The following is a 22,282-nucleotide window of genomic DNA, read 5'->3' as shown; positions in this document are numbered from 1 at the left end:
TTATGCGTGCCTGTCAGGCACGGAAGCGATGCGGCTGCCGGGTTTACCTGGGCAGGCGGCCGCGGAACGGGTGCAGCGTCTTGAGCAGGTCCTTGAACAGCTTGGGGTTGGCAATGGCCAGCTGCCGGCTGCTTTCCTGGCTTGACGGGTTGCCCGAGAAGTCGCCGGAAAGGCCGCCTGATTCGTGAGTCAGCAACAGGCCGAGGGCTTGCTCTACAGCGGTTGGCCGGAAAACAACGATGCCATCCAGGTGACCGGCGCTGGCGCGGGCCATATCCAGCAGTGTACAGCCGCAAGTACGAACGCGGCCGGATTCGCGCGCCAGCGTGCTGATCAGTTCGCCCCACACCAGTGGGTCTTCGGTTTCACGGGTAAACTCGAGGACGTTGGTGGACAGGGTGGCTCGACCGATCTGCTGGGCGCCGTTCATGCGGATGCGGCGGCTGTTCAGGGCGGCGCCGTGACCGCGGCTGGCGGAATACTCTTCGCCGGTAATCGGGTTGACCACCAGCATGTGCTCGGCCCGGTTGCCTTTCTTCTGGACCAGAGCCAGTACGAACTCGGGAATGCCGCGCAGGAAGTTGTCACTGCCGATCAGCGGAAACACATGCCAGCTGAGATCATGGCCCGCGGCGTCGATGTCGCCGGCTGGTGCAATGTAGTGGTCCTTGTACGCCTTCTGCAGTTGCTCAGAAAAATTGGCGTAGATGGAGGCTTCCGCCCGGTCAAGTTGGGTGCGGGCAGCGTCGTCGACAGTGGCAGGATCCTGACGTTCAAAATGGGCATTGAGGTACTCGGAACCCTGGCGCGCAATGCGCAGGGCCATCTTAATCGCTGGTTGCATGGATCTCTCTGACACTTGACTGGTTAAAGGGCGCGTATGATAGCAAAACACGGGGCCTGCTTGTACGTTTTTTGGGAATACAGGGCATAGGGGATTACCCGGCTGGAGCTGTTGCAGCGCATCATCACGGTACGCTTTCTGGTATCATTGCCCGCCTCGTTGATATTGACTCGCCAGAGGCGCCTGAATGACCCAGTACGACCCACACGCCCACATCCGCATTGTCCTGGTGGAAACGTCCCATTCCGGAAACATCGGGGCCGCTGCCCGTGCCATGAAAAATATGGGGCTGTCCAATCTTTACCTGGTGAATCCGGCGTCGTTCCCGGACGAGGCGTCCTACGCCCGCTCGTCGGGCGCTTCGGAAATTCTGGATCGGGCAACGGTCGTCGATACGCTGGATGAGGCCATCGCCGACTGTGCACTGGTGATGGGAACCAGTGCGCGGGGGCGCAAAGTACCCTGGCCGGTCATTCCACCGACCGATTGCGCGGAGCGGGCCGCGGAGCAGGCGGGTAACGGCGAGGTGGCGCTTGTATTCGGTCGCGAAAACAGCGGCCTGAGCAATGAAGAATTGCAGCGATGCCATTACCATATTCATATACCGTCCAACCCGGACTACAGTTCGCTCAATCTGGCCATGGCGGTTCAGGTCATCTGCTACGAAGTGCGCATGCATCACTTGAAAAGGCTGGATGCGCAGGGCGAAGAAACGGCGTTGCGCCCGGTCTTGCAGCCCGGTGACGAGGGGTGGGATATCAAGGCGGCGTCGGTCAACGATGTGGAAGGCTTTTTCGGGCACCTTGAAGACGTGCTCGTGGATATTGATTTCCATCGCCGGGAAAACCCGCGGCAGTTGATGACACGGTTGCGTCGACTGTTTCAGCGGGCCCATCTGGATCAGATGGAAATCAACATTCTGCGCGGTATCCTGACGGCCGTGCAGAAAAGTGCGGGGGGCGCGGATCGTCGCCCCGAAGCGGAGCAGGAACAGGAATAAACTATGTTCGAGCGTTTGCGTGAAGATATCGGCAGCGTATTCCACCGCGACCCGGCGGCCCGGAATACCTTTGAGGTGCTCACCAATTACCCGGGGCTGCACGCGCTCCTGTTTTATCGTGTCGCGCACTCGCTCTGGTGTCGGGGATTCAAATGGCTGGCGCGGACCATTTCTACGCTTGCCCGTTGGTTGACCGGCATCGAAATTCACCCCGGTGCCGTCATTGGTCGACGCTTCTTTATCGACCATGGCATGGGGGTCGTCATTGGCGAAACCACTGTGATTGGCGATGACGTAACGCTCTATCAGGGCGTGACCCTGGGTGGGACCAGTTGGAATAAGGGCAAGCGCCATCCCACGCTGGGTAATGGTGTGGTCATCGGCGCCGGCGCCAAGATTCTCGGGCCGTTTGAGGTGGGGGATCGTGCGAAGGTCGGTTCCAATTCCGTGGTCACCAAGGCGGTACCCGCCGATGCCACTGTCGTCGGTATTCCGGGGCGCGTGATCGTCAAGCGGGACAGCGAAGCGGAGAAGGACAAGCGCTGGGAGATGGAGCAGCGTATGGGCTTCGATGCCTATGGCGTGACTGAGGAGATGCCGGATCCGGTCGCCCGTGCCGTTCGCAGTCTGCTTGACCACATGCATGTGGTGGATGATCGGATTGAAAGCATGTGCAAGGCGCTGCAGCGCGTTGACAAAGAGTATCGCAATGGGGCGTTGCCAGCGATCGACGAAGAGGATTTCGACTGCGTCAGAGATGACAAGGAATAGTTCGGGTGGGGCGGTAAGTCCGCGAACTTGCAGCGGTTTTGCCGTCCTGCTTAATACTTGACTGAAATAGTCGGTCAATTCATACTTTCAGGTCGGTAGAATCCATTTCCCGATCTTTCGAGGCCGTAATCCATGCGACTGACCACCAAGGGGCGCTACGCAGTCACTGCGATGCTGGACCTTGCGCTGCACGCCGAGGATGGCCCCGTTACGCTGGCGGATATTTCCCAGCGTCAGGATATTTCGCTGTCCTACCTCGAGCAACTGTTTGCCAAGCTTCGCCGCCACAAGCTGGTGGTCAGCGTCAGAGGCCCTGGCGGCGGCTATCAGTTGGGTCGACCGTACGACACCGTTTTTATCTCGGAAGTCGTTGATGCGGTCAACGAGTCCCTCGATACCACCCGTTGCCAGAACAAGGGCGATTGCCAGAACGGCGAAAAGTGTCTGACGCATCACCTGTGGTCGGACCTGAGTGACCAGATTCACGCGTTCCTGAGCGAAATCAGTCTGGCTGACCTGATGCGAAAACGCGAGATCCAGGTGGTCGCGGAGCGCCAGAACCAGCGGCAGGCGGAGACCATCAATACCCAACGCCTGAGGCAGGGCGATCCGGTCTGACCGTCCCCGTCCCGGCCCGTGGTCAGGGCCTGAACGAAACAACCCCGTGTCCCACTCAATCCCAGAGCGCTATGAAAAAACCAGTCTATCTTGATTATGCGGCGACCACGCCGGTAGACCCCCGGGTTGCCGAACGCATGGTGGAGCACCTGACACTTGACGGTGTGTTCGGCAATCCGGCTTCCCGGTCCCACGGCTATGGCTGGCAGGCGGAGGCCGCGGTTGAAGGGGCGCGGCGTCAGGTGGCGGACCTGCTGGGGTGCGACCCGCGCGAAATTGTCTGGACCTCGGGCGCGACAGAATCCGATAACCTCGCCATCAAGGGCGTCGCTGCCCGCTATCCGGGTGGCCACATCATCACTTCCGCCATCGAGCACAAGGCGGTCCTGGACACGTGCGCGTGGCTGGAGTCCCAGGGGATGCAGTTGACGTATCTGCAGCCCGACGCCCAGGGTCATGTGACGCTGGATCAGGTGAAAGAGGCGATGCGGCCAGAGACCTGTCTTGTCAGCCTGATGTGGGTGAACAACGAAATCGGCGTCATTACCGATGTCGGTGCGATCGGAGGCTGGCTGCGAGAGCTGGGCGTCCTGTTTCACGTGGATGCGGCCCAGGCCGCGGGTAAGCTGGCCATCGACTTGTCGACGACCGCGGTGGACTTGATGTCGCTGTCCGGGCACAAGGTCTACGGGCCCAAGGGCGTCGGTGCTCTCTACGTGCGCCGGGATCCCGCGGTCCGTATTGAAGCCCAGATCCATGGCGGTGGCCACGAGCGGGGCATGCGTTCAGGAACGCTGCCGACGCATCAGATCGTGGGTATGGGAGAGGCGTTCCGGATTGCCGGAGAGGAGCTGGGTGGTGAGCGCGAGCGCCTGACGGCGCTGAGAGGTCAGTTCCTTACCGGCGTGACCCGGCTGGCCGGCGTCAGTCTGAATGGCGATGCGGAACTCTCGGTGCCGGGTATTGTCAATCTGAGTTTTGAGGGTGTTGACGGCGAATCGCTGATGCTCGGTTTGCGGGAACTGGCTGTGTCATCCGGCTCAGCCTGCGCCTCGGCGTCGCTTGAGCCGTCTTATGTGCTGAGGGCGTTGGGTGTCAGTGATGAGCTGGCTCACAGCGCGCTGAGGTTTTCGTTCGGCCGTTTCACGACCGCAGAGGAAATCGACTTTGCCATTGGCGAAATTGGCACCGTTCTGGAGCGATTGCGGGAAAGGCAGCGCGCCCGTTCGGGGGTCCGGTAGGCAGTCGCCGGCTTCCCGCGTATAATCGCCGTTTAGTTTTTAGGGAGCCTCGGAGAATGTTTCGGCCATGATCGATGGTCGGGACGTTTTTCGAGGCTCCTTAACCTATAACCAACTGGAGATTTAGCATGTCTAACGAGCGCACGCTCTCTATCGTCAAGCCGGACGCCGTCGCCAAGAACGTCATCGGTGAGATCTACAGCCGCTTCGAAAAAGGCGGTCTGAGCATTGTCGCCGCCAAAATGATGCACCTGACCCAGGAGCAGGCTGAAGGCTTCTACGCCGAGCACAAAGAGCGTCCTTTCTTCCCGGATCTGGTTGCGTTCATGACCTCTGGCCCTGTTGTCGTTCAGGTTCTGGAAGGTGAAGGCGCGATCGCCAAGAACCGTGACCTGATGGGCGCGACCAACCCGAAAGAAGCCGATCCGGGCACCATCCGTGCCGATTTCGCGTCTTCCATCGACGCCAATGCGGTTCACGGCTCCGACTCTCCGGCGTCCGCCGAGCGTGAAATCGCTTATTTCTTCAACGACAATGAGATCTGCCCGCGCGGCTGATTCCATTGGAGGGCGGCGGCTTCGGCCTGCCGCCCGACGGGTTATTTGATCGAGGTTATGACCATGACATCGCCGGCCGAAAAAACCAACCTGCTCGGGTTGCCGAAGGCCAAACTGGAAGCCTTTTTTGAATCGCTGGGCGAGAAGAAATTCCGGGCGACCCAGATCCTGAAGTGGATGCACCAACACGGTGTGGATGACTTCGATCAAATGACTAACGTCAGCAAGGCGTTACGTGAAAAACTTAAGGAAGTTGCCGAGATTCGTGGGCCGGAAGTGGTCTACGACGAAACGTCGAAGGATGGCACCCGCAAGTGGGTCATGCGAATGGACAGCGGCAACAGCGTCGAAACCGTCCTGATCCCGGATGGCGAGCGCGGCACTCTCTGCGTCTCGTCACAGATCGGTTGCAGTCTGGACTGCACGTTCTGCTCTACCGGTAAGCGGGGGTTCAACCGGAATCTGTCTGCCGCCGAGATCATCGGTCAGGTCTGGGTGGCGCGTCGCTCGTTCATGCCGTTTGAATCCGCCGGGGATCGGCCGATCACCAACGTGGTGATGATGGGGATGGGCGAACCGCTGCTGAACTTCGACAACGTCGTCGATGCGATGAACCTGATGATGGAGGACCTCGCTTACGGTCTTTCCAAGCGCCGGGTGACGCTGAGTACATCCGGCGTGGTGCCGGCACTGGATCGCCTGGGTGAACTGACCGACGTGTCATTGGCGATCTCCCTGCACGCACCGAACGACGAGCTGCGAAACAAGCTGGTTCCGCTCAACAAGAAGTACCCGATTGCCGAGCTTCTCGCGGCGACGCGGCGCTATCTGGCTCGTTTGCCGGACAAGCGTAAGGTCACGATCGAGTACACGGTCATTGCCGGCGTTAACGATCACCTTGAGCATGCGCACGAGCTGACCCGGCTCCTGAAGGGACTGCCCTGCAAGATCAACCTGATTCCGTTCAACCCGTTCCCGGAAAGCGACTTCAAGCGTCCCAAGTCGATGGCGACACGGCGCTTCCAGGGCATCCTGAATGAGGCAGGTTATGTCACCACCGTGCGTACGACGCGCGGCGATGATATTGATGCGGCGTGTGGCCAGCTGGTTGGCCAGTTTGAGGATCGGACCCGTCGCAGCCAGCGTTATATTCCCGTTCACCATGTTGCTCCATGATGGTTCGCCCCTATAAAACGAGAAGGATCTGTTTAGCGTGAAAGTCCCTGGTCTGTCTGTCTGTGTTGTCAGAGTGCTTGTGGTACTGGGTTTTCTGGCGCTTTCCGGCTGTGTCACGACGACGGACAGCCCGTTTGCGAGGGAGGCGAATAAGCAGAAGGCGGAAGAGAACTACGTCAAGCTGGGGATGGCTTACATTGGGCAGGGTAACTACGACCGCGCCCGGGACCACCTGGAGCGGGCCCTTCAGATTAACCCCGACAGCCCGAGTGCCCTGGCTGGCATGGGGCTGATCTACCAGACCGAAGGCGAACCGGATCTGGCGGAAAAATCCTTCCTCAATGCCCTGGACAGTGATAGCAACTACACGCGCGGGCGTGTTTTCTACGGGGCTTTCCTCTATAACCAGGGGCGTTACAAGGACGCTGAAACGCAGTTCACCCGGGCGTCCGAGGATACCGAATACGACGATCGCGGCTCGGTTTTCTATAACCTGGGACGGACCCAGGACGAGCTGGGCGATATCGAGGATGCGACGGCGAGCTACAAGCGAGCCGTGGGCCTGAGCCGGGGAAACGCCAACTATTTGCTGGCATTGTCCACATCGCTGGTGAACGAGGGCGAATACGCATCCGCAGAGCACTACTACAATCAACTGGTTGGGATGATGCAACATAATCCCAACCTGAAGCACTCGCCGGAAAGCCTGCTGACGGGGCTTCGCCTGGCGCATCATTTTGGCGATAAGAACCGTGAGGCCAGCCTGGCTTTACTTCTGCGTAAGCAGTACCCAAAATCGGAACAACTCAAACAGTATAGAGCACTGATTTCGAATGATTAATGATGATACCCAGGAACAACCGGAGGCAGCGCCGCTGACCGGAGAGGTCGGGCATCAGCTGCGTCGGGCACGAGAAGCCAAGGGCATTACCGTGGCCGACGTCGCAGACAGTCAGCATCTTCGTCCATCAGTGATCCAGGCGATTGAAGAAGGCGAGTACGACAAGATCGGCAGCGAGCTTTTCCTGAAAGGCTATGTCCGTGCCTACGCCGAACAGGTCGGTTTGAACGCGACAAGCCTGTTGGAAACGCTGGACATGGAGCTGGAGCCGTTGCGCGAGGAAGCCGAACAGGCACGCCGGGAAGATCCGCTAGAATCGATCGAACGCAAAAAGCGGCAGAAGCGTCGTGTCGCTCGCTGGATTATCTGGATTCTGCTGATTGCCGCGGTGGCCGTGATCGGCACACGCGTCGTGGAAATGGAGTTGTATCCGAAGCTGGGAGGCGAGGGCGCCGCAGAGACCTCGCAGGCGTCCGATGACGGAGCCACCGACAACCCGGAAGCCACCTTCGGAACGACTGATGAGGCCGGGCAGGGCAGTGTCGACGAGCCGATAGCCGCTGTGGAAGAGTCTGCCGACAGCGCTGCCCCCACTCCTGCGGCTCCGAAGGCCGACGAACAGGCCCAGGAGCCAGAGATGGCATCGACCCCGGCCGATGAAACGATGTCGCCGGAACCTGTTGACCAGGGTTCCGTCGCAGCGCCGGCGGATAATACAATGACCAACGACACCGCGGAGCCGGACGTCAGTGAACCTGAGCCGGTGCCGCCGGTCGAAGATCAGCCGGTTGCGGCGGCCGGTGATGTGCTGAGTGCAACGTTCACCGGTGATTGCTGGGTATCCGTCAAGAATGCAGAGGGGACGACGGTTGTGGCGTCCCTCAAGCGCGCCGGTGAATCATTACGATACGAAGGTCAGGGCCCCTTTCAAGTGGTGCTGGGCGCGGTTGACGTCGTCAGCCTGAGTTTTAACGGTGACGCCGTTGACCTGTCGAGCTATCCAGCGCCCAATAACCGGGTCTCCCTGACGCTGGGAAACTGATCCAGACCACCGATTCAGGAAAGTATGAAGCACGAATCTCCCATTAAAAGACGTCAGTCCCGCCAGATCCACGTCGGCAACGTGCCGGTTGGTGGCGATGCGCCGATCGCTGTCCAGAGCATGACCAACACCGAGACCTGCGATGTCGACGCCACGGTGGCGCAGATCGAAGCGCTGCAGCAGGCCGGCGCGGATATTGTCCGTGTTTCCGTACCGACCATGGACGCCGCCGAAGCGTTCTCGAGGATTCGGTCACAGGTTTCGGTCCCGCTGGTGGCGGACATCCATTTTGACTACCGTATTGCCCTGAAAGTGGCCGAATACGGGGTCGACTGCCTGCGTATCAACCCGGGCAATATCGGTCGCGAAGACCGGGTTCGTGCCGTGATCGATGCGGCCAAGGATCGCAATATCCCGATCCGGATCGGCGTCAATGCCGGCTCCCTGGAAAAAGATCTCCAGAGAAAATACGGCGAACCCACGCCGGAAGCGCTGGTGGAATCCGCCATGCGTCACATCGATATCCTGGATCGTCACGATTTCCAGGACTTCAAGGTGAGCCTCAAGGCCTCCGAAGTCTTTATGACCGTGGCCGCCTACCGCCAGATTGCCTCACAGATCGAACAGCCGCTCCACCTGGGCATCACCGAAGCCGGCGGGTTCCGCTCCGGAACCGTCAAGTCTTCGATCGGCCTGGGCATGCTGTTGATGGACGGTATTGGCGATACCATTCGGGTCTCCCTGGCAGCAGACCCGGTGCAGGAAGTGAAGGTGGGGTACGACATCCTCAAGAGCCTGCGTTTGCGGGCCCGGGGTATTAATTTTGTCGCCTGCCCAAGTTGCTCGCGGCAGAATTTCGACGTTATCCAGACCATGAATGACCTGGAAGCCCGACTGGAGGACGTCAACACATCGCTGGACGTGGCCATTATCGGTTGCGTGGTCAACGGTCCCGGCGAAGCCAAAGAGGCGGATCTGGGCCTGACCGGTGGCAGCCCCCGTAACCTGCTTTACGTGGGTGGGAGCCCCAACCAGAAACTGGATAACGAAGATCTCGTCGATAATCTCGAGAGGCTCATCCGGGACGAGGTCGAACGCCGCAAAGAGCAGGACGACGCCATCATCGCCCGGGCCCATGACTGAAAAGTGGGTCCGGGTCTGATCCCGCTACGCCGGCCTGTCAGGTGACGGGCCCGGTCCGTTCCCCACTGTATTCGACGAGCCGACAGACGAATTAACTGGAAAAGCACCTTGGCCAAGATCAAAGCAATTCGAGGGATGAACGATATCCTGCCGGACCAGTCCCCGGTCTGGCAGTACCTGGAACAGACCGTGAGCCGCGTGCTGCGCAATTACGGGTATCATGAAATCCGCATGCCGATTGTTGAGCAGACCGATCTGTTCAAGCGTTCCATCGGCGAAGTGACCGATATTGTCGAAAAGGAAATGTACACCTTCGCGGATCGCAACGGCGACAGCCTGACATTGCGACCGGAAGGGACCGCCGGCTGCGTACGCGCCGCGGAAGAGCACGGCCTTCTGTTCAACCAGACCCGCAAGCTCTGGTACACCGGCCCGATGTTCCGGCATGAGCGTCCTCAGAAGGGGCGCTACCGGCAGTTTCACCAGATCGGGGTCGAGTGCTTCGGCATGACCGGACCCGATATCGATGCCGAATTGCTGATCCTGACGGCGCGTCTCTGGAAAGCATTGGGCCTGGCGCCCCATGTGCGGCTGGAGATCAACTCCATCGGCACCAGCGAGGCCCGCAAGACCTATCGCCAGGCGTTGGTGGACTATCTGTCGAATTACCGGGATCGGCTGGACGAAGACAGCCTGCGTCGCCTGGAAACCAACCCGCTGCGCATCCTGGATTCCAAGGCACCGGAGACCCAGGCCATCCTGCAGGACGCCCCGGATCTGGTGGATTACCTGGACGAGGCATCCATTGAGCACTTTGCCGGTCTGAAACAGCGCCTGGAGCTCGCCGGTATTGAGTACACGGTGAATTCCCGACTGGTTCGCGGCCTGGATTATTACGGCAAGACCGTCTTCGAATGGGTGACTGATAGTCTCGGAGCCCAGGGCACCGTGTGTGCCGGTGGCCGCTACGATGGGCTGGTGGAGCAACTGGGCGGCAAACCCACGCCGGCTGTCGGGTTTGCCATGGGCATCGAGCGCCTGGTGCTGATGCTGGAAACCCTCGAACGGGTCCCCGCCTCGGTCAGCGGCGATGCGGATGTATACGTCATGGGCATGGGTGAGGCCGGCGAAGCAGAGGCTCTAAAGGTCTCCGAAGCGCTGCGGGAATCGATGGCACAGCAGGTGGTTGTGCTGCATTGCGGCGGCGGCAGCTTCAAGAGCCAGATGAAGAAGGCCGATCGCAGCGGCGCGCGTTACGCGCTGATCATTGGCGACAACGAGGTCGAGAGCCGAACCGTCAGCCTCAAACCCCTGCGCAGTGAGGGCGAACAACAGGCGGTCAGCCAGTCCGAACTGGCAGACACACTGACAGCGCTGCTGGCGGCAGACTGATCCCACATACTGAATCAATCGTTTTCGTTTTTACGGAGTAACTGACGTGGAATTGCGTACCGAAGAAGAACAACTCGCGGCGATCAAGGACTGGTGGAAGAAGAACGGCAGTGCACTGCTGATTGGTATCGGCGCGGCCCTGGCCATCGTCTTCGGCTGGCAGGCCTGGCAGAACCATCAGGCGGCCGAGCGAAGCGCTGCGGGTTCCCAGTACCAGCAATTGCTGAGCGCGCTGAACCAGCAGGCCGGTGATGAGCGGGAAAAGACCATCGAGTTCGTGACCAAGGAACTCCAGGACGAATACAGTGATAGCGCCTACGCGGTCTATGGTTCGCTGATCCTGGCATCGCACCAGTTCAGCGAGAAAAACGATCCCAAGGCAGCGGCTGAATCGCTTGAATGGGCCCGCGAACATGCGGCGGAAGGCCCGCTCAAGATCATGATCGGTGAGCGTCTGGCCCAGGCCCAGTTCGCAGCGGACCAGGCGGACGACGCCCTGAAAACCTTGCGTTCCGTGAAGGATCCGGGTGCCTACAAAGCCCTTTATGCTGAACTTGAGGGCGACATCCTGCGCGCCCAGGGCGATCTGGACGGTGCCCGCAAGGCCTACACCGCAGCCAGCGAAGCTGCCGGCAGTGCGCCGAGCCCGCTGCTCAAGCTGAAGATGGCCGACATGGCCGTTGGGGAGGATGCTTGATGCGGCGCCTGCGCCTTGTTCGCCAGTGCCTGATCGGTGTCGGCCTGGCGGGGCTGCTGGCTGGATGCAGCTCCAACGACACGTTCGAGCAGCCCAAGCCCCTGCCTGAGATTGAAAGCAGCGTCTGGCTGGATGAAGTCTGGGATACCTCCGTCGGCGACGGTGATGACGAGCAGCTGCTGTTCCTTCAGCCGGTGCTTTCCTACGGTGAACTGTTCGCGGTCTCCAGTGATGGTGAGCTGGTCTCCCTGAACCCGCAGAATGGCGACTACAACTGGGAAACGGACCTGGAGCGTCCCATCCTGGCCGGGGTCGGTGCGGATGCCGATCATCTCTATGTGGGCTCACGCAAGGGTGAGTTGCTGGCACTGTCCCGGGAAAAGAAAGGCGAAGAGGTCTGGTCGGTCAAGCTGCCCAGCGAGATCCTGGCGCCGCCGCAGTCCAACGGCTCGGTGGTGGTCGTCCAGACCATCGACGGCAAGGCACTGGCCTACGATGCCGATACCGGGGAAAAGAAATGGCAGTACGATGGCGTTATCCCGGTTCTCAGTTTCCGGGGTACCGCGACCCCCTGGGTCGGCTCGGAAGTCACCCTGGTCGCCTTTTCAAGTGGCCAACTGTACGCCCTGCTGACCGATACCGGCCAGCCGATATGGCAGTATTCCGTCGGTGAACCCAGTGGCCGGACGGAGCTTGAACGTCTGGTTGACGTGGATGGTACACCGGTGGTGCGCGACGGCGTAGCCTATGTGACAGGTTACAAAGGTAACGTGGCCGCGGTGGATATGCGCACCGGCCAGGAAATCTGGAAACGGGCGGCCAGCAGCTTCCAGTCACCAACCCTGGACTATGGCAACCTGTACATTTCCGGATCGAACGGCGTGATCAGTGCGTATAGTCTGTTCAACCGTAAGGAAATCTGGTCGCAGGATAAACTGGAATGGCGGCAGACCACCGGTCTGGCCTCCCTGGATGGCTACCTGCTGACTGGCGACTTTGAAGGCTATGTGCATATCCTCTCGCAGTTGGACGGCTCTCTGCAGGGCCAGCTGCAAGTGGACGACGACGGATTGCGTGTGCCGATGATCGTTGACGGTGACCTGATCTATATTTACGGCAACAGTGGTGAACTGGCAGCCTTCAAGCTGCGCGAATCCGACTGAATCCGATCCCGGCTGTGCACGGCCGGGATTCCACTTTCTGACTGACGAACGCTCTATGACCCCTGTAATCGCCCTGGTTGGACGCCCCAACGTGGGCAAATCGACCCTGTTCAACCAGATGACCCGCACCCGGGATGCGTTGGTGGCCGACTTTGCCGGCCTGACCCGCGATCGCAAGTACGGCGAGGGCCAGTACGAAGGCCAGCGCTTTATCGTGATCGACACCGGTGGCCTGACCGGGGACGAAGAGGGCATTGATGCGGAAATGGCGCGCCAGTCCATGCTCGCCGTGGAAGAGGCGGACATCGTGCTGTTCCTGGTGGACGGCCGTGCCGGCCTGACGTCCGGCGACGAGTTGATTGCCAACCAGCTGCGGCGTTCCGGCAAGCCTGCCCACCTGGTGGTCAACAAGACCGACGGCCAGGATCCGGATGTGGCGGCCTCCGAGTTCTATCAGCTGGGGTTTGAGTCGGTCTATCTGATTGCGGCCTCCCACAACCGTGGCATTCGCTCCATGCTGGAGGATCTGTTGCCTTCAGCGGAAGAGGTCGAGGAAGACAGCGCCGAGCGCTATCCGGGGATTCGCATTGGTGTGGTCGGACGGCCCAACGTGGGTAAATCCACGCTGGTCAACCGGATGCTCGGCGAAGAGCGGGTGGTGGTCTACGACATGCCGGGCACGACCCGGGACAGCGTCTACATTCCCTATGAGCGCCAGGGTCAGGAGTACACGCTGATCGACACGGCCGGTGTGCGCCGGCGCAAGAGCGTCCGGGAGACGGTGGAAAAATTCTCCATCATCAAGACGCTGCAGGCGATCGAAGATTCCCATGTGGTGATTCTGGTGATCGATGCCCGGGAGGGGCTGGTTGACCAGGATCTGCATCTGATCGGATTTGTGCTGGAGGCCGGCCGCTCGCTGGTGATCGCCGTCAACAAGTGGGACGGGATGGACGGCGAGCAGCGCGGTCGCGTCAAGGAGCAGTTGGCCCGCCGCCTGGAGTTCCTGGACTACGCCGACAAGCACTACATTTCGGCCTTGCACGGCTCGGGTGTGGGCGTGATGTACGATTCCATCGGTGAGTGCTACGAGTCGGCCATGGCCAAGTGGCCGACCAATCGTCTGACGGCCATCCTGGAAGACGCGCTGACCCAGCACCAGCCGCCGCTGGTCAACGGACGTCGCATCAAATTGCGCTACGCTCACCAGGGCGGCTCCAACCCGCCGCTGGTGGTGGTGCACGGCAACCAGACCGATGCCTTGCCGAATGCTTACAAGCGTTATCTGGAGAATACCTTCCGCCGCGTCCTGGACGTGCGGGGGGCGCCGATCCGCTTTGAATTCCGTTCCAGTGAGAACCCGTTTGCCGGTCGGGTGAACCGTCTCACGCCACGCCAACAGGCGAAGAAAAAGCGCATGATGCAACACGTTCGCAAGACGAAGAAGAAGCAGAAGAGCAAGAAGTCGCGCTAGGCTGCGAGCCCGTCAGCAAGCGATTCCGAACGCGAAAAAAGGCGCCGTTTCGAGACTCTCTCGAATCCGGCGCCTTTTTTGTTTGCGTTGGCCTTGGGGGTTCTAAGTGCAGGATGCCCGGTGGTTGTTGCGGATCCATTCCACGAACGAGTCGGCGGAAGCCGGGCGGCTGTAGAAGTAGCCCTGTGCGTAGTCGCAGCCCTGCGCCTTGAGGAAGTGGGTCTGGGCCTCTTCTTCCACCCCTTCGGCAATCACCTGCAGTTCGAGGCTGTGGGCCATGTTGATAATCGCGCGGACCAGCGCGGCATCCCCCGGCTCGATCATGACGTCCCGAATAAACGACTTGTCGATCTTCAGCGTGTCGAAGGGGTAGGACTTCAGGTAGCTCAGGGCGGAGTAACCCGTGCCGAAGTCATCGACGGAGAGGCGCACCCCCATCTCGTCCAGGCGCCGCAGGATGTCGGCCGTTTCGATGGTGTTATCCAGGATCAGTCGTTCGGTGATCTCCAGCTCGAGGCAGGCCGGATCCAGTCGCTGTTCCGACACCGCACGGCTGACCGCGTCCACGAATGAAGGGTCGCGGAACTGTCGTGGTGACACGTTGACGGCGATGCTGAGTTTCAGCCCCGTGGTCTCGTGCCATTGTCGTGCAGCCGCACAGGCCTGCTGAATCACCCACTCGCCGATGGGGATAATCAGGCCGGTTTCTTCAGCCAGCGGAATGAACTTATCCGGCATCATGAGGCCCATGGTGGGGCTGTTCCAGCGGATCAGGGCTTCCGCGCCGATCAACTGGCCGGAGGCGGTTTCCACGATGGGCTGGAAGTAAAGTTCGAATTCATCCAGTTCCAGCGCCCGGCGCAGGCGGGATTCGATCTGCAGCCGCTCGTGGGAGACTTCCTTCATCTCCGGGGCAAACCGTTCATAGGCACTCTTGCCCTTGCTCTTGGCCTGGTACATAGCCGCGTCGGCGTGCTGCAGCAGGTTGCCACTGTTGTCGGAGTCGGTGGGGTAAATGGCGATGCCGATACTGGTGCTGACAAACACTTCCTGCCCATTCAGCTGGAAGGGTGGGGCGAAGGTCTGCAGGATGCGGTCACCCACCTGTTCGGTCGCGTCAGGCTCGTGAAGCCCCGGCAGGATGACCAGGAATTCGTCGCCACCCAGACGGGCCACGGTACTGGTGCCCCGCAGGCAGCTGGAGATACGGCGCGAGGCCTCGATCAGCAGGTTGTCCCCGGCTTCGTGACCCATGGTGTCGTTGATGTGCTTGAAGTTGTCCAGGTCGAGGAACATCACCCCGACGAGGGTTTCTTCACGGCGGGCCTGGGCCAGGGCCAGCTTGAGGCGATCCAGCGCCAGCATCCGGTTGGGCAGGCCGGTGAGAATGTCATAGTTGGCCTGGCGCAGCAGCTGCTGTTCATAGCGTTTGCGGATGCTGATGTCTTCGCCGAGGATCAGGTAGTGGGTCGGGTTGCCGTCCACGTCCTTGATCGGCGTAACGATCACCTGTTCCCAGAAGCGCTCGCCGCTGCGGCGGGCGCTGTTGATTTCCCCCTGCCAGACACCGACGCGTTGGACCTGCAGTCGAACGTTTTGCCAGAGCTGCTGGTTTTCCCTCTGGGAGAACGTATCGCTGGTCAGCATGCCCGGGTGCTTGCCGCGAATTTCCCCGAGCGTGAAACCGGTCAGCTGGGAGAATTTGTGGTTGGCAAATTCAATGTGCCAGTGCCGGTCACAGATGATGACCGAGGACGGGCTCTGCTCAATAGCCAGTGACAGCTTTCGGATCTCGGAGGCATCCTCTTCCTGACGTTGCATGTCTTCATTCAATCGCTCGCGCATTTGATTGAAGGCATCCACCACCTGGGACAGCTCGTCGCGACGGTTGACCTCCGTGTCCGGACGGTCCAGTGCCAGCGGTTGCTGCAGGTTCCGCAACGAGAAGCTGCGGGCATACTGGGCCATGGTGGTCAGGTGGCGCGTCACGAAGTACTGGAAGACCCAGATGATCAGCACCGAAATGAAGAAGGTCTTGAAGAATTGAGTGGTCAGGATAACCAGCACCTTTCGGCGCAGGTCCTGATAAATATCGGCCAGACTGGCGGTAATGGTCAGCTCACCCAGCTTGTACAGCTCATCCCCTTCATGAGTCAGCACGAACGTGCGGGTCATGGTGGAGGTTTCCCTGGGGACTTCTCCCATCACCACTTCGGAGTCAGGGTAGATTTTCAGGCGCAGGTGGACGATATCCGGAAGACTGAGGATGCCTTCCATCTGCACCTGCAGAAGCTTCTGGTCCAGGGCCCACAAACTGCGCGACAGGCTGCTGGCGTAACTGGTCTCGATGACGGACATACGTTCGTCGACGAGGGACACGTCCTTGCGGAAATCGGTGTACACCTGAATCGCCGAAGCAAACAGCGTGAACAGAGAGCTGAATAGCAGGATATACGCCAGCAACCGGAATGACAGCGGCGAACTGGTCTTGAATTGGCTTAGTCTCGTCGACAGGTTTGACATGTTGTCGAAGTCATCAAATACATAGTCTCGGTCCCGCCGGAAAAGCGTGCCGTTGGATAGGGGCGGTACAGCTTCTGCGCTCAGCCGATCAGGTTGAAACAGAGGCGCTTTCCATAAAGGACTATAGCAGTTGATTTTCTTGAATGCCCTTGGGCTTCATCAATTAACTGTGTGATTTTGCAAAAGTTGAGAGATGAACGGGTGTTCATTGTTCATATTCTGATCATTGTTACCCCTTGTCGATGGATTGGCCGCAATACGCTCTGTTTCATTGAGCGAAGCAGGATTCATTCTTTATTGACAGAGGGTTATGGCGTTCTGCGGAATTCCCTGTCTCTCCTATACTGAAGAAACCTTTTTCAGCGACCCATTCACGGTGCATTCGGGAGGGTGTGATGACAACGGTCGGCGTACTCAAGGAAATCAAGAACCACGAATACAGGGTCGGGCTCACGCCCGCCGGGGCTCGCGAGCTCGCTGAGCACGGTCACGATGTGCTGGTCCAGCAGGGGGCCGGCGACGGGTCCGGGTTTTCGGACGACCTGTACGAGCGGGCCGGAGCCCGTATCGTTCCCGACGCCGAAACGGTTTTCGAAGGGGCGTCATTGCTGATCAAGGTGAAGGAGCCCCAGGCCCAGGAGCGGGCGCTGCTGAAACCCCACCACGTTCTGTTCACTTTCCTGCACCTGGCGCCGGATCCGGATCAGACCCAGGATCTACTGGCCTCCGGTGCCACTTGCATCGCCTATGAAACCGTCACCGATCGCCACGGCAGCTTGCCGTTGTTGGCGCCCATGTCCGAAGTCGCCGGTCGGCTGGCCATCCAGGCGGGGGCGCAGGCACTGGAGAAAGTGCGTGGCGGGCGCGGTGTCCTGCTGTCCGGGGTCCCAGGCGTCCACCCCGGCAATGTGGTGGTGATCGGTGGCGGTGTGGTCGGGCGCAATGCAGCGCAGTTGGCCGTTGGGCTCGGCGCCCGGGTGACGGTGTTGGACCGGTCGGTCCCCGTGCTCCGTGAGCTGGATCAGCACTACCGGGGGCTGATCACCACCCTTTACTCGACACGGGACGCGATCGAAACGGTGCTTGCGGAAGCGGATCTGGTGGTTGGTGCTGTTCTTATCCCCGGCGCGTCGGCGCCACGGCTGATCACGCGGGATCTGCTGGGTGTCATGCCGGATGGCTCGGCGCTGGTGGATGTGGCGATTGACCAGGGCGGTTGTGCGGAAACGTCCCATCCGACGACCCATGATGATCCCACCTATGTGGTGGACGGCGTCGTGCATTACTGCGTTGCCAACATGCCCGGGGCTGTGGCGAGAACGTCGACGCTGGCGCTGACCAATGCCACGCTGCCTTATGTCGTGAAACTCGCGGATCAGGGAGTACGCCAGGCACTGCAGGGGGATGCGGGCTTTCTGCCTGGCCTGAATGTCGCGCAGGGGAAACTGACCTGTGAAGGCGTTGCGTTGGCTCAGGATCTGGAATTCATCGCCCCGGACAGGATGTTGTCAAAGTTGGGGTGATGTTGGCTTTCCCGGAAACGGGAGGGAGAGAAAATGGCGTCCCCTAGGGGGTTCGAACCCCTGTTGCCGCCGTGAAAGGGCGGAGTCCTAGGCCACTAGACGAAGGGGACGCATCTGCTTGAAAAGCTTGCCTCGTCGAGGTGGCGCGTATATTAAGTAAGGCCCCCGGCACTGTCAAACGTTTTTTGGAAAAAAGTTTGGGTCGTTAGCTGGTCCCATTCAGACAGTACTTGAGTTCGTCCCCGATGGCGTCGAAGGCGGCCAGTGGGCCCTGGTTGGCCTGCAGTTTGAAGATCGCCCGGGTGATCCGTTCACGACTGGCCGGAACCTGCCCGAGGACGGCATCGATATCCGCATCCAGGATCGCAGCCATCAGGATTTCGTAGCGTAACTTGTTCTCGCCGGCGCAGAAGTAGAAATGGCCTTCGCGGCTGTCTGGTTCCGGTTTTCCCCGGCGCTGGTAGACCCGTTTGCTGCAACGGGCGAACTCGGCATTGACCGCTGAAAAGGTCTCCTCCAGACCCTCGTCTTTCACGGCCTTTTCCAATAGACGGACGCGCTCAGCCCCCGGCTTGTCCAGCCCGGGTAAGTTATCGGTCAACTGCTGTCCAGTGAAGCCCTGGCGAATCAGCTGCAGAACGGTAATGTACTCGCTGGTGACCATGCTGCAGGTTTCAAAGCTTTGCGCTCCGCGAGGGCTCGCCAAAGCGGCCTCTGGCAGGAGCAGAATGGCGATGAGCGCCAACAGGGGAACGGTGCAACGCATGTAACAACCAGCTTTGATACGGATACGATGAGGCTACCAGAGCCCCTGCCATGCTGATGTGAGGTGTCGCCCAATCTCGCCGACAACCGCCATTAATCGATAATGCTGCTCAGGGCTTCCTCCAGATTGGGGTGAGTAAAGCCGAATCCTGCCTGCTGTAGCCTGGCGGGCATAACGCGCTGGCCTTCGAGAAGCATGGCGGACAACTCGCCCAATGCCGTACGCAAGACAAACGCCGGAATGGGGAAGGGGGTTGGACGATGTAGGACCTGGCCCAGCGTTCGGGTGAATGCCCGGTTGGTGACCGGGTGTGGGCTGACCACGTTGTAGGCGCCGCTGGCGTCCGGAGTTTGCAGCATCCAGATCAGGGCATTCACCACGTCGTCGCGGTGGACCCAGGACAGGTACTGCTGGCCATCGCCCAGGCGGCCGCCGAGACCCAGTCGGAAAGGCAACAACAGACGGTCCAGCATGCCACCATCCGGACCCAGAACGACGCCGGTTCGGGACAGGCAGACCCGGCTGCCCAGTTCTTCGGCCCGGCGGGCCTCCGCTTCCCAGTCGGCACAGAGTCGGTGGGCAAAGTCGTCGTTTACCGGCGCATCTTCGGTCACCGGTTCCCCGCCGTGGCTGCCGTAGTAACCGATGGCGGAGCCTGAAACAAAGACGCCGGGTTGTTGCTCGCGCTGAGTGAGGGCATCGACCAGCGACCGTGTCAGATCAATCCGGCTCTCCCGCAGGATGCGCTTGCGCTTGTCGGTCCAGCGGGCATTGGCAAGGCCTTCGCCGGCCAGATTGATGACGGCGTCGATGGCATCGAGGCGAGGGATGTCGGCCAGATCGTGGAGAGACTCGACCCGACCGCATAGGGCGCGGACGTCATCGTCGGATTTGCGGCTGTATACCGTAAGACGGTAACCCCGTTTCAGCAGTTCGGGACACAACCGCTGCCCGATAAAGCCGGTTCCGCCGGTGATCAGGATGTGCTGCGTCATCTTTGGTGACTCCAGCGTTAGTGGGACGATGTCTGTGTGAGGGTCTCTTCCACGATATGGCGAATGGCATCCCCCAGTAAAGGATGCTCGCCCACGGGGCTTGCCAGGCTGATTTCAACCCGGTGTTCGCTTGCCAGGCGGTCCAGCATGGCGGGCACGTCTTTGCGAAGGTGGCGGCCCGCAGCGAGGAACAACGGCAACACCGTCACCCGGGCCACACCGTCCTGCGCGGCCCGTGCGATTTCGTCATCCAGCGACGGCTCGCTCAGTTCCATATAGGCAATGGCTGAATCGGGCACGGACGCCAGACTCGGTGCGGCCAGTTTTTCAAAGGTTCGGCACCATTGGAGATCGCTGCTTCCATGGGCGAGCAATAGGACGCGGTGATCTGACATTCTGCGGGTCACTCCTTGGTAAAATGAGATGGATGGCCTTGAGGGCCTCGAACTGACGTTTACCCATGCTCTACGTATAGTATGCCGGATTGGAGCATGTGGGCAGGGTAAGCGTCGTAGGGAGGATGAAGATGCTATCAGCGCAGGAAGTCATTTATTTCTGGTTCGGTGAGCTCGATCGGGACGGTCTGCCCGATGCCCACCATCGTGAACGCTGGTTCAAGTCCAGTCGATCGTTCGATTGGGAAATCCGGCGCCGGTTCCTGTCCCTGGTGCTGGTGGCCTCCGAGGAGGGTCTGTCGGAGTGGCGCAGCGATGCGACGGGCGCATTGGCGGAAATCCTGTTGCTGGACCAGTTCTCACGCAACATCCATCGGGGCCGGGCCATGGCGTTCGACAATGACGCCCTTGCTCGTCGGTGCTGCCTGGAGGGGCTGGACAAGGGGGTGGATGTACAATTGCCTTTGATCCAGCGGGGTTTCTTCCTGATGCCGTTGCAGCATTCGGAGAGGCTGGCGGATCAGGAAAAAGGCGTGGCGCTGTACGAACAACTGATGGCAACGGCGGACGGGCGCCTGCGGGATGTTTTGTCTTCTTTCTATCAATCGGCCTGCCAGCACCGGGATCTCATCGCCAAATTTGGCCGTTTTCCCCATCGAAACGCGTTGTTGGGGCGCCATTCCACAGAGGCGGAGGCGGCTTACCTGGCCGACGGCGGGCAGCGATTCGGTCAATAATGATCCCGGTCACTATTTTCTGTCGATTTTTTCGTCAGAATAGGGTGGTAGGAACACGCATCCGCCGATGGGGTTGCCTTTAATAAATCGTTAACGGTCTCCAGTTCGTACAACACCGGCAGGACGCTACCCTATAATCCAATCAACAGGGCATGCACAAAAAAAGAAAAATGGCCCTGGAGTCAACAAGCAAGAACGGAACAGAGTGATGACGGACGACAAGCCGGGTGCTGAGTCTGTTGTCGGCGGGGCGTTGCAGGAATCCATTCACTACCACGGTCGGAAGGCCGCGCGTGCCAAAAGTGAAACCCGTCGGCGCAAGATTCTGGAGGCAGCGCTGGAAATAGCCGCCCACGAGGGCGTGAGGGGGATCAAGCACCGACCGGTTGCCAAACTGGCGGACGTGCCCCTGGCCTCGACAACGTATTATTTCAAGGACATCGAAGAACTCATCCAGGACGCCTTCATGCTGTTCGCAGAAAAGGCGAATCGCGAACTGGAGGCTTTCTACAGTGGGCTCAACGGCCTCATAGACCGCGCCCTTGTGCGGGGCAGTCTGCACAGCCTGCAGGGGCGGGAACGCCTGGCGGCTGAGCTGGCGACCTATATTGCCCGGTATTTCGTGCAGCAGATCCGGGACAACACGTCTTCGGTCCTGACGGAACAGGCGTTCCTGGCGGAAGCCATGCGGGAGCCGGGGCTGGAGCCGCTGGCCCAGGAATATCGCAAAGCCTGGCTGGACGGTGTCGAATCCATCATGAAACGCCTGGGAACGCATCACCCTCGCCGGGACGCCGCGCTCCTGATCAGTGTGGTGTCGGGGATGGGGTACGATGGCCTGCTGTTCCGTGAGCGGTTCAGCAGCAGTTTCGTGGAAGAAACGCTGCAACGGGTCATTGGGATGTTAATGGGCGTGGCGCCAACGGGCGGCGACGTCACAGCGCCAGAGACTGGCAACCTGAACGGCACGCTTTATTAGCGACGTTCAACCGTTCATTGACCGGGACCACCCAGATCGCATGGCGAATTGCCGTCTGGGAGTGGAAGCCGAACGGCATTGCGAATGCACATTCTCAATTTCAGGTTTCATCGGATCGGTGTCGACATCCGAGCCCGATTCCCTCTAGCCTTACCTGGAATCGCTGGGCGAGAAAAAAGATCAAAAAAGTGGTTGACGGAAACGGTCGATTCCGTAGAATACGCAGCCGTTGAGAGGGGTAGCCCTTTCAGACAAGCGTGAATAGCTCAGTTGGGTGAGCTGCTCCGCAGCGAACGCCCGAGCCAATCGCTGATATCACAGCGATTGAAAAAGCGAGGGCAGGGATGAGCACTATAAAAAGCGTGCTCGATCGGATGCCTTAAAAATCCGGTTCAGGGTCTGGTT

At 60.0% G+C, this 22,282-nt stretch carries 21 protein-coding genes and 1 tRNA gene; 16 read left to right on the top strand and 6 right to left on the bottom strand.

Going from position 1 to position 22,282, the window contains the following annotated elements:
• Positions 1-43: 43 nt before the first annotated feature.
• Positions 44-844, bottom strand: coding sequence for an inositol monophosphatase family protein (locus EB809_RS03580; protein ID WP_123633439.1), 801 nt, complete (start codon positions 842-844; stop codon positions 44-46).
• Between the two features lie 187 nt (positions 845-1,031).
• Here EB809_RS03580 and trmJ point away from each other — a divergent pair, with 187 nt between their 5' ends.
• The 13 genes from trmJ to der all read left to right on the top strand — a co-directional run bounded on the left by trmJ (position 1,032) and on the right by der (position 13,959).
• Entirely contained in the window at positions 1,032-1,844 is an 813-nt protein-coding gene (gene trmJ / locus EB809_RS03575; protein WP_123633438.1) for a tRNA (cytosine(32)/uridine(32)-2'-O)-methyltransferase TrmJ, read from the top strand.
• A gap of 3 nt (positions 1,845-1,847) precedes the next feature.
• Positions 1,848-2,615, top strand: a complete 768-nt coding sequence (gene cysE, locus EB809_RS03570; protein ID WP_123633437.1) for a serine O-acetyltransferase — start codon at positions 1,848-1,850, stop codon at positions 2,613-2,615.
• Positions 2,616-2,747: 132 nt separating this feature from the next.
• Positions 2,748-3,233, top strand: coding sequence for a Fe-S cluster assembly transcriptional regulator IscR (gene iscR / locus EB809_RS03565; protein WP_123633436.1), 486 nt, complete (start codon positions 2,748-2,750; stop codon positions 3,231-3,233).
• 71 nt (positions 3,234-3,304) lie between these two features.
• Positions 3,305-4,474, top strand: a complete 1,170-nt coding sequence (locus EB809_RS03560) for an IscS subfamily cysteine desulfurase (protein WP_123633435.1) — start codon at positions 3,305-3,307, stop codon at positions 4,472-4,474.
• A 128-nt stretch (positions 4,475-4,602) separates the two neighbouring features.
• Positions 4,603-5,031, top strand: a complete 429-nt coding sequence (ndk, locus tag EB809_RS03555) for a nucleoside-diphosphate kinase (protein WP_123633434.1) — start codon at positions 4,603-4,605, stop codon at positions 5,029-5,031.
• Between the two features lie 63 nt (positions 5,032-5,094).
• Positions 5,095-6,207, top strand: a complete 1,113-nt coding sequence (gene rlmN, locus EB809_RS03550) for a 23S rRNA (adenine(2503)-C(2))-methyltransferase RlmN (protein ID WP_123633433.1) — start codon at positions 5,095-5,097, stop codon at positions 6,205-6,207.
• 79 nt (positions 6,208-6,286) lie between these two features.
• The gene (pilW, locus tag EB809_RS03545; RefSeq protein WP_223807800.1) at positions 6,287-7,048 is read left to right on the top strand and encodes a type IV pilus biogenesis/stability protein PilW; all 762 of its coding nucleotides are present in this window, start codon (positions 6,287-6,289) and stop codon (positions 7,046-7,048) included.
• Complete coding sequence (locus EB809_RS03540; RefSeq protein ID WP_123633431.1) at positions 7,041-8,090, top strand: RodZ domain-containing protein; 1,050 nt, start codon at positions 7,041-7,043, stop codon at positions 8,088-8,090. The genes pilW and EB809_RS03540 overlap by 8 nt, the downstream gene beginning before the upstream one ends.
• 24 nt (positions 8,091-8,114) lie before the next feature.
• A complete protein-coding gene (ispG, locus tag EB809_RS03535) occupies positions 8,115-9,233 on the top strand; it encodes a flavodoxin-dependent (E)-4-hydroxy-3-methylbut-2-enyl-diphosphate synthase (RefSeq protein WP_123633430.1) in 1,119 nt (372 codons plus the stop codon).
• A 135-nt stretch (positions 9,234-9,368) separates the two neighbouring features.
• Entirely contained in the window at positions 9,369-10,625 is a 1,257-nt protein-coding gene (gene hisS / locus EB809_RS03530) for a histidine--tRNA ligase (protein WP_407944042.1), read from the top strand.
• A gap of 46 nt (positions 10,626-10,671) precedes the next feature.
• Entirely contained in the window at positions 10,672-11,322 is a 651-nt protein-coding gene (locus EB809_RS03525; RefSeq protein WP_123633428.1) for a YfgM family protein, read from the top strand.
• Complete coding sequence (gene bamB, locus EB809_RS03520; protein WP_123633427.1) at positions 11,322-12,485, top strand: outer membrane protein assembly factor BamB; 1,164 nt, start codon at positions 11,322-11,324, stop codon at positions 12,483-12,485. Before EB809_RS03525 ends, bamB begins: the two co-directional genes overlap by 1 nt.
• Before the next feature lie 55 nt (positions 12,486-12,540).
• Entirely contained in the window at positions 12,541-13,959 is a 1,419-nt protein-coding gene (gene der, locus EB809_RS03515) for a ribosome biogenesis GTPase Der (RefSeq protein ID WP_123633426.1), read from the top strand.
• A gap of 102 nt (positions 13,960-14,061) precedes the next feature.
• Here der and EB809_RS03510 read toward each other — a convergent pair whose 3' ends face one another.
• Positions 14,062-16,482: an EAL domain-containing protein gene (locus EB809_RS03510; RefSeq protein WP_123633425.1), complete on the bottom strand. Its 2,421-nt coding sequence runs from the start codon at positions 16,480-16,482 to the stop codon at positions 14,062-14,064.
• Positions 16,483-16,877: 395 nt separating this feature from the next.
• Between EB809_RS03510 and ald the strand changes: the two genes are divergently transcribed.
• Positions 16,878-18,005 (top strand): alanine dehydrogenase, encoded by a 1,128-nt coding sequence (gene ald / locus EB809_RS03505; RefSeq protein ID WP_123633424.1) that lies wholly within the window; start codon positions 16,878-16,880, stop codon positions 18,003-18,005.
• Positions 18,006-18,039: 34 nt separating this feature from the next.
• Here the strand turns inward: ald and EB809_RS03500 are convergent.
• The 4 genes from EB809_RS03500 to EB809_RS03485 form a co-directional block, all read right to left on the bottom strand.
• Positions 18,040-18,115: transfer RNA gene (locus tag EB809_RS03500), tRNA-Glu, on the bottom strand.
• A 95-nt stretch (positions 18,116-18,210) separates the two neighbouring features.
• Positions 18,211-18,771 (bottom strand): hypothetical protein, encoded by a 561-nt coding sequence (locus EB809_RS03495; protein ID WP_123633423.1) that lies wholly within the window; start codon positions 18,769-18,771, stop codon positions 18,211-18,213.
• A 92-nt stretch (positions 18,772-18,863) separates the two neighbouring features.
• The gene (locus tag EB809_RS03490) at positions 18,864-19,766 is read right to left on the bottom strand and encodes a TIGR01777 family oxidoreductase (protein WP_123633422.1); all 903 of its coding nucleotides are present in this window, start codon (positions 19,764-19,766) and stop codon (positions 18,864-18,866) included.
• Between the two features lie 17 nt (positions 19,767-19,783).
• Positions 19,784-20,161, bottom strand: coding sequence for a sirohydrochlorin chelatase (locus EB809_RS03485; protein ID WP_123633421.1), 378 nt, complete (start codon positions 20,159-20,161; stop codon positions 19,784-19,786).
• Between the two features lie 131 nt (positions 20,162-20,292).
• On the opposite strand from EB809_RS03485, the gene EB809_RS03480 reads away from it, so the two are divergent.
• Both EB809_RS03480 and EB809_RS03475 read left to right on the top strand, forming a co-directional pair.
• Entirely contained in the window at positions 20,293-20,898 is a 606-nt protein-coding gene (locus tag EB809_RS03480; RefSeq protein WP_123633420.1) for a DUF924 family protein, read from the top strand.
• A gap of 208 nt (positions 20,899-21,106) precedes the next feature.
• Positions 21,107-21,877 carry a TetR/AcrR family transcriptional regulator gene (locus EB809_RS03475; RefSeq protein WP_123633419.1) on the top strand — a complete coding sequence of 257 codons (771 nt, stop codon included), beginning with the start codon at positions 21,107-21,109 and terminating at the stop codon, positions 21,875-21,877.
• Positions 21,878-22,282: the final 405 nt, after the last annotated feature.

It is taken from the genome of Marinobacter sp. R17, assembly GCF_003789045.1.
GTDB classification, from domain to species: Bacteria; Pseudomonadota; Gammaproteobacteria; order Pseudomonadales; family Oleiphilaceae; genus Marinobacter_A; species Marinobacter_A mangrovi.
Note: the sequence above shows the minus strand (reverse complement) of the source record. Positions and strands in the feature narration are given on the sequence as shown.